Source organism: Comamonas sp., from assembly GCF_036666375.1.
Lineage (GTDB): Bacteria > Pseudomonadota > Gammaproteobacteria > Burkholderiales > Burkholderiaceae_C > Comamonas.
In genome coordinates, this window is the sequence record NZ_JAVWWA010000053.1 from 21,746 (window position 1) to 31,954 (window position 10,209).

The 10,209-nt window shown below is 67.9% G+C and carries 13 protein-coding genes; 4 read left to right on the forward strand and 9 right to left on the reverse strand.

Annotated features, from left to right (window positions below; genetic code table 11):
• Positions 1-29 precede the first annotated feature (29 nt).
• Positions 30-845, forward strand: coding sequence for a septum site-determining protein MinD (minD, locus tag RR928_RS14020; protein WP_332539667.1), 816 nt, complete (start codon positions 30-32; stop codon positions 843-845).
• Between the two features lie 3 nt (positions 846-848).
• Complete coding sequence (gene minE / locus RR928_RS14025; RefSeq protein ID WP_159911359.1) at positions 849-1,109, forward strand: cell division topological specificity factor MinE; 261 nt, start codon at positions 849-851, stop codon at positions 1,107-1,109.
• A 250-nt stretch (positions 1,110-1,359) separates the two neighbouring features.
• Here minE and RR928_RS14030 read toward each other — a convergent pair whose 3' ends face one another.
• The 8 genes from RR928_RS14030 to RR928_RS14065 form a co-directional block, all read right to left on the reverse strand.
• Complete coding sequence (locus RR928_RS14030; RefSeq protein WP_332539668.1) at positions 1,360-1,866, reverse strand: flavin reductase family protein; 507 nt, start codon at positions 1,864-1,866, stop codon at positions 1,360-1,362.
• A 9-nt stretch (positions 1,867-1,875) separates the two neighbouring features.
• The gene (locus RR928_RS14035; RefSeq protein WP_332682990.1) at positions 1,876-2,592 is read right to left on the reverse strand and encodes a 3'-5' exonuclease; all 717 of its coding nucleotides are present in this window, start codon (positions 2,590-2,592) and stop codon (positions 1,876-1,878) included.
• 115 nt (positions 2,593-2,707) lie between these two features.
• Complete coding sequence (locus tag RR928_RS14040) at positions 2,708-3,130, reverse strand: universal stress protein (protein ID WP_332539670.1); 423 nt, start codon at positions 3,128-3,130, stop codon at positions 2,708-2,710.
• Positions 3,131-3,252: 122 nt separating this feature from the next.
• A complete protein-coding gene (locus RR928_RS14045; RefSeq protein WP_332539672.1) occupies positions 3,253-4,107 on the reverse strand; it encodes a metallophosphoesterase in 855 nt (284 codons plus the stop codon).
• A 99-nt stretch (positions 4,108-4,206) separates the two neighbouring features.
• Positions 4,207-4,593: an oxalurate catabolism protein HpxZ gene (gene hpxZ, locus RR928_RS14050; RefSeq protein ID WP_332539673.1), complete on the reverse strand. Its 387-nt coding sequence runs from the start codon at positions 4,591-4,593 to the stop codon at positions 4,207-4,209.
• A gap of 8 nt (positions 4,594-4,601) precedes the next feature.
• Positions 4,602-5,975, reverse strand: coding sequence for an AtzE family amidohydrolase (locus tag RR928_RS14055; RefSeq protein WP_332539674.1), 1,374 nt, complete (start codon positions 5,973-5,975; stop codon positions 4,602-4,604).
• On the reverse strand, positions 5,972-6,184 hold the full coding sequence (locus RR928_RS14060; protein WP_332539675.1) for a DUF4089 domain-containing protein: 213 nt from the start codon (positions 6,182-6,184) through the stop codon (positions 5,972-5,974). Before RR928_RS14060 ends, RR928_RS14055 begins: the two co-directional genes overlap by 4 nt.
• Before the next feature lie 22 nt (positions 6,185-6,206).
• Entirely contained in the window at positions 6,207-7,298 is a 1,092-nt protein-coding gene (locus RR928_RS14065) for a ring-opening amidohydrolase (RefSeq protein WP_332682993.1), read from the reverse strand.
• A 132-nt stretch (positions 7,299-7,430) separates the two neighbouring features.
• Here RR928_RS14065 and RR928_RS14070 point away from each other — a divergent pair, with 132 nt between their 5' ends.
• On the forward strand, positions 7,431-8,333 hold the full coding sequence (locus RR928_RS14070) for a LysR family transcriptional regulator (protein ID WP_332682995.1): 903 nt from the start codon (positions 7,431-7,433) through the stop codon (positions 8,331-8,333).
• A 66-nt stretch (positions 8,334-8,399) separates the two neighbouring features.
• Here RR928_RS14070 and RR928_RS14075 read toward each other — a convergent pair whose 3' ends face one another.
• Complete coding sequence (locus RR928_RS14075) at positions 8,400-9,362, reverse strand: LysR family transcriptional regulator (RefSeq protein WP_332539678.1); 963 nt, start codon at positions 9,360-9,362, stop codon at positions 8,400-8,402.
• 130 nt (positions 9,363-9,492) lie between these two features.
• Between RR928_RS14075 and RR928_RS14080 the strand changes: the two genes are divergently transcribed.
• Positions 9,493-9,813: a hypothetical protein gene (locus RR928_RS14080; RefSeq protein ID WP_332539679.1), complete on the forward strand. Its 321-nt coding sequence runs from the start codon at positions 9,493-9,495 to the stop codon at positions 9,811-9,813.
• The last annotated feature ends 396 nt before the right edge of the window (positions 9,814-10,209 follow it).

Consider the following 10,209-nt stretch of genomic DNA (forward strand, 5'->3'; position numbering starts at 1 on the left):
GAGCCCGTCTTTTAAGGAATAGTGCAAACATGGCCAAAATCGTCGTCGTGACCTCAGGCAAGGGTGGAGTGGGCAAGACCACCACCAGCGCCAGCTTTGCCTCCGGCCTCGCCCTTCGGGGCCACAAGACCGCCGTCATCGACTTCGACGTCGGCCTGCGCAACCTCGATCTGATCATGGGCTGCGAACGCCGCGTGGTGTACGACCTGATCAATGTGATCCAGGGCGAAGCCAACCTGAACCAGGCGCTGATCAAGGACAAGCAGTGCGACAACCTGTTCGTGCTCGCGGCTTCGCAGACGCGCGACAAGGATGCGCTGAGCCAGGACGGCGTCGAGAAGATCCTCAAGGATCTGGGAGAAATGGGCTTCGAGTACATCGTCTGCGACTCGCCCGCCGGCATCGAGAGCGGTGCGCTGATGGCCATGCACTTCGCCGACGAAGCGCTGGTCGTGACCAACCCCGAAGTCTCGTCGGTGCGCGATTCCGACCGCATCCTGGGCATGCTCAGCTCCAAGACCAAGCGCGCGATCGAGGGCGGCGAAGCGATCAAGGAGCACCTGCTGATCACGCGCTACAACCCCAACCGCGTCGAAGACGGCCAGATGCTGTCGCTGGAAGACATACAGGACATCCTGCGCATCGAGCTGATCGGCGTGATTCCCGAGTCCGAAACCGTGCTGCAGGCGTCCAACCAGGGCATTCCGGCGGTGCACATGGCCAATACCGATGTGTCCGAAGCCTACAAGGATGTGATCGACCGCTTCCTGGGCGAGGAAAAGCCCATGCGCTTCATCTCGGCCCAGAAACCGGGCTTCTTCAAACGCATCTTCGGAGGGAAGTGATCTATGTCGATGCTGTCTTTTCTGCTGGGCGAAAAAAAGAAGTCGGCTTCGGTCGCGAAGGAGCGTCTGCAGATCATCCTGGCGCATGAACGCGTCGGCGGCGGCCGCAGCCAGCACGATTACCTGCCCGAGCTGCAGCGCGAGCTGATGGCGGTGATCTCCAAGTACGTGACCATCCACCCGAACGACATCAAGGTCCATCTCGAACGCCAGGACAACCTCGAAGTGCTGGAAGTCAAGATCGAGCTTCCGGAAGCGAAATAGAGCCCCCACGCTCCCCCACTGCGTGTGGGTCACTGCCCCCCAAGGGGGCCCTCGCCGCCTTGGGGCGGCCCGGCGGCGGCTCGTATCGCCCCCACGCTCCCAACCGTTCGCCCTGAGCCTGTCGAAGGGTGAACGCCGGACCTCACGCAATACGCAATGCTGCCGTGGGACAGGCAGATTCCGCCCTGCAACGCCCTGACAAGCTCAGGGCCAACGGTATTGATTTTCTCGCAGCCGCTGTCTAGGCCGCCTACCGCATGCGCCCATCGTGATAGATCAGCGGCGCCGCGTCATTGCGGTGGCTGCAATGCTCGACTTCGCCCACGAAGATCACGTGGTCGCCTTCCTGGTAGCGGCTGCGGTTGAAGCACTCGAAGGCCGCGACCGCGCCGTCGAGCAGCGGGGCGCCGCTCAGGCCGGGCTGGTGAACGACGCCGGCCCAACGGTCTATGTCCTTGGTCGCGAACTGCATTGCCAATGCCTTCTGCTCCGCGCCCAGCACATGCACCGCATAGTGCGTGCAGGCCATGAACACCGGCAGCGAAGCCGCGCTGTTGGCCATGCTCCACAGCACCAGCGGCGGATGCAGCGACACCGAGTTGAACGAGCTCACGGTCACGCCCACGGGCTGGCCCTGGGCGTTGAGCGCAGTCACGATGGTCACGCCGGTTGCAAACTGGCCCAGCGCCTTGCGGAATTCATGCGAGGAAAATTGCGGCGGCAGGGCGACGGCGGAGTGGGGTAGAGGCGAGTTCACGGGCAGCGATCACGGAAAGGATGGGCCTATTATGGGCTGAGCCTGATGCACCGTTGTCTCCTGGGGAAGAAGGCCGGCATCGCGGCCGAAGAGCTCGCCGCTGCGCAGCGGGAACTTCGCCGCCTGTTGCGCGAGCATGCGCGCCATCTGTGCCTTGGGGCAGCGCTGCAGCTCCGACAGCACACCGTGGCCGGTCTGGGCAATGCCCCAGCGCTGGCGCAGGTCCTGCTGCATGCGCGCCAGCAGGCTGGCCGCCATTTCTGCATCGGCCAGCGCGCGGTGGGCGCGGCCGGCGCGCGGCAGGCCCAGGTGGTCGACGATATTGCCCAGCTTGTGGCTGGTGGCCTCGGGGTAGAGCCGGCGCGACAGCAGCACCGTGCAGGCAAAGGCATGGGGCGCGGGCAGGCCCGCATGCGCGAGCTCGGCTTCCCAGAACTTGCGGTCGAAAGCCGCGTTGTGCGCCACCATGGGCGCGGCACCGACAAAGCGCGCGGCGTCGCGCATCACTTCCTCGGCTGCGGGCGCCGTCGCCACCATGGCATTGCTGATGCCCGTGAGCTGGGTGATGAACGATGGAATGTGGACGCCGGTGCGCATCAGGCTCTGGAAGCGGTCTACGACCTGGCCTGCTTCCAGCAGCACGATGGCCACTTCGGTGGCGCGCGCGCCCTGGCCGGGCGTCATCCCGGTGGTTTCAAAGTCGATGACGGCAATGGCAGAAGACATGCCTGGGATTGTCCCATGGGCGTCGGGCCGCGGCCCGGCAATGAAAAAAGGCCGCGGACATGTCCGCGGCCTTCGGGTGCCGGCCTGGGGCCAGGCCGGGAAATCAAGGTGTCGCTCAGCGCACCAGCAGCACGGGAACCGTGCTGTGGGCCAGCACCTGGGTGCTGACCGAGCCCATCACCAGCTTGCCCAGCGCGCCATGGCCGTGGGTGCCCATGACCAGCAGGTCGAACTGGCCGTCTTCGGCGAGCTTGGCGATGCATTCGCCCGCGGGGCCGATCTTGCCCACGCCGTTGGCGTTGACGCCGTGCTTGGCCAGGAATTCGGTCACGGGTGCCAGCACCTTGTTGAACTCTTCCTGGTAGTACTCGTCGATCACATCCTTGCTCAGCGCGCTGCGCGCGCGCGGCGGCAAGGCGGCCTGCACCGTCACGGCCGTGTACTCATGGGTACGCGCCAACAACTCGGCGTGCGAGGCCAGGTAGTTCAGCATTTTCTGGGTGTATTCGCTGCCGTCGACAGCAAGCAATATTTTCATGGTGTTCTCCTGATGTTCAGAAACCAGATTAATCCCAGCAGAAATTGCGCGCCTTGATTTAAGTCATGTTTTTGCAGGCCGCTGCCGGAGAACCGCAGGGCTGGAATGCAAGCGGTGACCCATCATAGTTCCACGCATGCGCTGGGCCGGAAAAAGTCCTGCTCGCCCTTGCGCGCATAGCCCAGCGGATTGGCGACGACCCGGCATTGCCAGGGCGTGCCGTCGGCGCGCTCGCCGCGCACGGTGTAGTCGCTGGGCGCGTGCAGATGGCCGTGCAGCCACAGCGGGGCGTAGGCAAACCAGTCATCGAGCGCGTTGCAGAAACCCGCCGTGCCCGGCACCAGCCCGTAGCGCGGGTCGGCGCTGCGCAGGCTCGGCGCGAAGTGGGTCACGGCCACCGTGGGGCCGTCAAACGGCCGCGCCAGCGCGGCCTGCAGCCATTGCTGGCACAGCAGCGCCTGCTCGCGCATGGGCTCGGCGAGAAACGCTTCGCCGTGGCGCGTGCCGCCGGTCTTGCGCAGGTAGAAGTTGGCGGCGCGAAACGCCTTGTCGCGCAGCCGCAGCAGCGCGCCCAGGTCGCCCGACTGCACCTTGGCGTCCTGCAGCGCAATCGCGTCGTAGTCGGTCCACAGCGTGGTGCCGACAAAGCGCACGCCGTCCAGCACCGCGGTCTCGCGCTCCAGCCAGATCATTCCCAGGCGCTCGCAGGTGGCGCGCAGGCGCGCATGGGCGGCATCGAAGTCCTGGTTGTCGTATTCATGGTTGCCGGGAACGAAGATCACCGGGCAGGGCCAGGCCGCGTACTGCGGCAGTGGCGAAAAGCGCGCCAGCCCGAAGTCCTGGTCGCTCAGCAGCCCGCCTTCCTGGTAGGAGCCGATGTCGCCGGCAAGCACCAGCACATCGGCGCCGGCCGCGGGTTCGGGTTGGAAATGGGGGTGGGCTTCGAGGTGCAGGTCGGAAAGCAGTTGGATTTTCATTGCGGCGTCGTGGGCAGGAATTTTCAGGATTGCTCGCTGAACATCGCCAGGGTACCAACAAACGCGCCAACCGGCCCTTGCTGCGCCGATGGCCGGCGCTCACGCGGGCGGCGGCGCAAGCAGGCTCACATGCGCGGCCACCACGCGCCAGCCATCGGGCGTGCGCAGCCAGGTCTGGCTCTGGCGGCCCGTGCGGTCGCTGCCACAGCGGCGGAACTCGACGTTGGCCGTGGCGCAGTCCTGGCCATAGGTCGTTATGACGGTGCGCAGCAGCGCGCGCTCCAGGCCGGCCGCGGGCCGCGCCGCGCGGAAGCCGGCAATGGCGTCGTAACCGTAGAGGTTCTCGGTCGCGCCATAGCGCAGCGTGTGCGGGCTGCGCCAGAACAGCTCGTCGAGCACGGCGACGTCGTTGGCGGTGAGCGCGCGCTCGTAGCGCGCGAACGCGGCCGTCACTTCGGCCAGGACTTCGGGAAGGTTGATCTGCATTGTTTCCATCATTGCTTCATGCGGGCCGTGCCCGCTTGTTCCAGGGCGCGCGCGGCGCGCAGGCACAGCGCCTCGTTCCAGGGGGCGGCAATGAGCTGCACGCCTATCGGCATGCCGCCCGTTGCTTCGGGCCACAGCGGCGCGGCCACCACCGGGCAGCCGGCAAACGAGATGGGCTGGGTCAGCAGGCCCATGGCCGGGCGGCAGGGGTGGGACACGCCATTGATCTCTATCCATTCCGTCCCCACCGCGGGCGCGCTGATCGGCGTCGCCGGCGCAAGCAGCAGATCCCAGTGCTGGAACAGCGCGTTCACCTGATCGCGGTAGGCGCGCCGAAAGCGCTGCGCGCGCAGATACCAGTCGGCGGGCTGCAGCAGGCCGGAAATGAAGCGCTCCACCGACAGCGGCTCGAAGTCCTGCGGCCGCCGGCGCAGGTCCGGCAGGTGCAGGCTCGCGCCTTCGCTGGCGGTGACGATGAAGGCCGCGGCGCGCGCCAGCGCGGCGTCGGGCCACAGCACTTCGTCGCGCGCGCCCAGCGTGCGCGCGGCAAGATCCACGGCGGCGCGCGCCGGGGCGCTGGCGTGCTCGCGGAAGTAGCCGCCAAGCACGCCTATGCGCAGTCCGCCCGTGCCTTGCTGCAGGCCCGGCATTGCGGCCTGCACGCGCAGCGCATGGCAGCCCGGGTCCAGCGGGTCGGGGCCCTGCATGGCGTCATAGGCCAGGGCCAGGCCTTGCACGCTGTCCGCGATCGGGCCCAGATGGTCGAGGCTGTGCACGAACGGATAGGTGCCGCGGCGCGACAGCCGCCCGAACGTGGGCTTGAGCCCCCACGCCCCGCACAGCGAAGCCGGCACGCGGATCGAGCCATTGGTGTCCGAGCCCAGCGTCAGCGGCACCTGGCGCGCGGCGACCGCCGCGCCCGAGCCGCCCGACGAGCCGCCCGCAATGCGCGTGCGGTCGTGCGGATTGCGCGTCGCGCCGTAATGCGTGTTCTCGGTGGTGAAGCCGTAGGCGTACTCGTCCATGTTGAGCGCGCCGACCAGCACCGCGCCGGCCGCCTGCAGGCGCTGCACCAGCAGCGCATCTTCATGGGCCGCGGGCAGTTCGCGGTTGATCCTGGAGCCCGCCAGGGTCGTGAGGCCCGCGACGTCAAACAGGTTCTTCACGGCATAGGGCAGGCCGGCGAGCGGCGGCAGGGCTTCGCCGCGTGCGCGGCGCGCATCGACGGCATCGGCTTCGGCGCGCGCGCGCCGCGCGGTGGTGGCGGTGAACGCGTTGATGGCGCCGTCGCCGGCCTCGATATGGGCCAGCGCCTGGTCGCAGACCTCGCGCGCGCTGCGCTCGCCGCTGGCAATGGCCTGCAGTATCTCCGAGGTGTTCATGCGCTCTCCTGCGCGCCGGGAAACGGCGCCGCGCGGTAGATTTCGGCGAGCTCCAGCTCGGGCGCGAGCGGCGCCTGCTCGAGCAGCCGCGCCATGGCCAGCGTGCGGCCGAAGTGCTGGGCGACCGCGGCTGCGCGCTGCGCGTCGAGCTCCAGACCCAGCGTCGGCGCCGCGGCCTGGACGTAGGCCAGGATGTGCTGTTCTTTCATTTCGGTTCTCCCTGGTGAGGTTTCAGGCGCGCGCGATCACCGCGACCGGGCCGCCGCCGGCCGGGCCCTGGTGCTCGGCGCCGCCGGAGACGTAGACCATGCCGTGGCCGACCACCGAGGCGACGACGGCTCCGGTGACGGCGCGCGCGTGGCGCGTCGAGTTGATGTCCGAGTCGCCCAGCATGGTGTGGCGCATGCCGCGCACCAGGCCGTCGGGGCTGGCTTCGGCCTTGCAAAAGACATTGACGATGCGCTCCCGGCTTTCATCACCGTGCAGGCCCAGCGCTTGCAGCGTGCGCCGCACGGCCGGCGCATCGATGGCGTCGGCCATCACGTCATGCGCAATGACCAGATCGCTGGTCGCCTGGGCGCTCATGCCCAGGGCAATCACGACGTTGTGCTCGACCTCGATTCCGGCCGAGGCCGAGGCCACGCCCGAGCTCAGGCGCCAGTCATGCAGCACTGCCTCGTCGGTCAGCTCCGGCAGGTCCGCTTCCCCGGTGGCCAGGGCAATGCCCAGGGCCGATGCGCCGCGCGAGTAGCCCATGGATTCATAGGTGTCGGCCGTGACCGGCTCGCAGCCGCGCGCGCGCGCCGCGGCGATCTTGGCCGACGTCAGCAGCGGGCATTTCACCTGCACGAAATGCAGGTCGTCGGTCGACGCAATGCCCGCGTCGCGCATGGCCTGGCGCACGGCGGCGGCGGTCTCCTCGATCTGCGCGCGGCGGCCGATTTCCTCGGGCAGGAAGTCGCGCGTGAACGCAATGCCCAGCGTCAGCCGCTTGGCGCCGGCCAGGGGCGCGCCCTGCGCCGGCCGGCGTGCGAACACCGTGTGGTGCGGCGACAGCACGCCTTCGGTGCCGCCCGACATGACAAAGGCCACGCGCTTTTCCACGGCCTCGGGCGCCAGGTCCAGGTGCCGGCCCAGGCAGGCCGCAAGCATGCGGGTGGCGAACTCGCGCGTGTAATCGTTGACGCAGCCGTTGCCTTCGGTCTTGCCCATGATCGCGACGATGTCGTGCGCGGCCACCTGGCCGCAGGCGATCAGCGCCTCCAGGCCCGAGATGTCGCCGGGGCTGCTGCTGGGAATGCGGATGACGTCGACGTGGTGCATGTTCTGTGCTCTTTCATGGAACGGATATGGCCCTGGCGGCACGCAAGCGCCATGCCATTGAGCGCTCTCGACCGAGGCCTTTTCGGGCGCGGTGCGCTGCCGTTCTGGCATCGGTCTTGCAATGGGGAAGCCATGCAACACCTGCGCTTTCTCCATTACATAGACACCGTCGCCCGCTGCGGCTCGATCCGCGCGGCCGCCGAGAAGCTGCATGTCGCGTCGTCGGCCGTCAATCGCCGTGTGCAGGACGTCGAAGCGGAACTCGGAACGCCGCTGTTCGAGCGGCTGCCGCGCGGCGTGCGCCTCACGGCCGCCGGCGAGCTGTTCCTGGGCTATGCACGCCGGCGCCAGGCCGATCTCGAGCAGGTGCGCTCGCAGATCGAAGACCTGGAAGGCATGCGCCGCGGCCAGGTCACGCTGGCCGCAAGCCAGGCGCTGGCGCCCGCTTTCCTGCCCCAGGCCATCCATGAATTCCAGACGCTGCGCCCCGGCATTGCCTTTGACGTCAAGGTGCTCGACCGGCAGCGCGCCGTCGATGCCGTCACCGACTTCGAGGCGGACCTGGGCCTGATCTTCAACCCGCCCGATCTGCGCGGCCTCACGGTGCTGGCCCAGGCGCGCCAGCGCACCTGCGCGATGGTGGCGCCCGACCATCCGCTGGCCGGGCGCGAAAGCGTGCGCCTCAAGGACTGCCTGGCCTACCCGATTGCGCTGCCGGACAGCAGCCTTTCAGGCCGCAGCGTGCTCGAGGACCTGTTCGAGCAATCCTCGGCCCAGCCGCATCCGCCGCTGGTGTCCAACTCGTATGAAATGATGCGCGGCTATGCGCGTGCCGCCGGCGGCGTGAGCTTCCAGATCGAGATCGGCGCCGGGCCTGCGGCGGGCGCGGTTGCCATCCCCATCGCCGAGCGCGGCCTGCCCAGCGGCAGGCTGGTGCTGATCGCGCTGCGCGAGCGCGTGCTGCCGGTGGCGGCAGCGGCGTTTGCCGAATTCGCCGCCGCCAGGCTGGGGGGCGCGAACCAAAACGGGGAGTGATCAGCCAACATGGTGCAGCCCGGTGAGGCCTGCACCAAAACCGCTGCCGTTTTGGCCGCGGTGGATTCAAGGCGCAAGCGGAAAAGTGGTCTGGGCGGCGCGGAACAGCGCCTTGAGCAGCCAGTCGCCGGCGCTGGCCTGCGGGCCGCGGTGGCGCCACAGCGCTTCGACATGCACGGGCGGCACGCTGAACGGCAGTTCGCGCAGCGCCAGCGATCCGGCCATTCCGGTCACGGGAACGAAGTGCCGCGGCAGGATGGTCAGCAGGTCGGATTCAACCACCACCCGGCCGGCGGTGAAGAACTGGTTGACCGTGAGCACCACCTGGCGCTTGCGGCCCAGCGCGGCCAGCGATTCGTCGATGAAGCCGAAGGAGCGCCCGGAAAAGCTCACCAGCATGTGGCGCGCCGCGCAGTAGTTGTCGAGCGTCAGCGGTACATGGGCCAGGGGATGGCCTTCGCGCATCACGCAGATATAGGCACTTGCATAAAGCCTGCGGTTTTCAAAGCCGACGACGTCACCCGATTGCTCGCGCGCCGTCAGGTCGGCGAGCACCGCGGGAAAGTAGCCCACGGCGATGTCGGCCGTGCCGTCCTCTAGCAGCTGGCGCGGGTCGCGCGTGGTCAGCGGCACGACGCGCACCGAGACGCCGGGCGCTTCGCGTTCGATGATGGCGTACAGCGCGGGCACCAGTGTCGAGGCCGTGGCGTCGGCCATCGCCAGCACGAAGGTGTTGGTGGCCGTGGCCGGATCGAAGGGGTTGGGAGCGAGCGTCTGCTGCAGCTGGGCCAGCGCATTGCGCACCGCCGGCCACAACGCGAGCGCGCGCGGCGTGGGCTGAATCCCCTGACCGTGGCGTACCAGCAACTCATCGCCCAGGGCTTCGCGCAGGCGGCGCATCGCATTGCTCACCGCCGGCTGGGTGATCGCGAGCTTGTGCGCGGCCCGCGTCAGGCTGCGTTCGGCCATGACCTCGTCGAAGACGCGCAGCAGATTCAGGTCGAGGTGGTGGAAGCTGTGCGGCGTCATGGCGGCAATACATCACTCATATGAATGATATTAATTCAAAAGATAAATTTGAAGTTGCATGGGGTAAACCCTATGATTACTGCATTGCCCGGCAATTTCGCCACAAGCGTCTGTAACGAGGGTTTCCATCATGACCAGCTTCGTAAATACCACCCAATCCTTTGAGCATTCCGGCGTCGTGCGCGTGCAGCGCGCCGCCGTGTTCCTGCAAGCCACCGCCGCCGACCTCACGGGTTCGCAGCGTCTGCCGCTGCTGGCAACTCTGCGGGCAGGTCTGCGCATGCTGGCTTCGGTGGCACGCCGCACCGCCGTGACGGTGCGCGCCGGCCACCGCGACTGGGTGCAAAGCCGCAAGCAGGCCGCCGAAGACGAACGCACCTGGAACGCCGCGCTCAAGGATGCCCGCATCATGGCCGATCTGAGCCGTGCAATGCAAGGCGAAGCTCGCTGAGCCGCTGACCGGTCCTGGCGGGGCGTCCCGCCGAATCAAGCCGCTGCCCACAAGGCCGCGGCTTTTTTTCGCATGGAAATAGCCCCCACGCTTGCTCGCTTCGCGTAGCCGCTGCCCCCCAAGGGGGCGTTTTTCATCTTGGGGCGGCCCGGCGATGAAAAAGCCCCCACGCTTGCTCGCTTCGCGTAGCCGCTGCCCCCCAAGGGGGCGTTTTTCATCTTGGGGCGGCCCGGCGATGAAATAGCCCCCACGCTTGCTCACTTCGCGTAGCCGCTGCCCCCCAAGGGGGCGTTTTTCATCTTGGGGCGGCCCGGCGATGAAATAGCCCCCACGCTTGCTCACTTCGCGTAGCCGCTGCCCCCCAAGGGGGCGTTTTTCATCTTGGGGCGGCCCGGC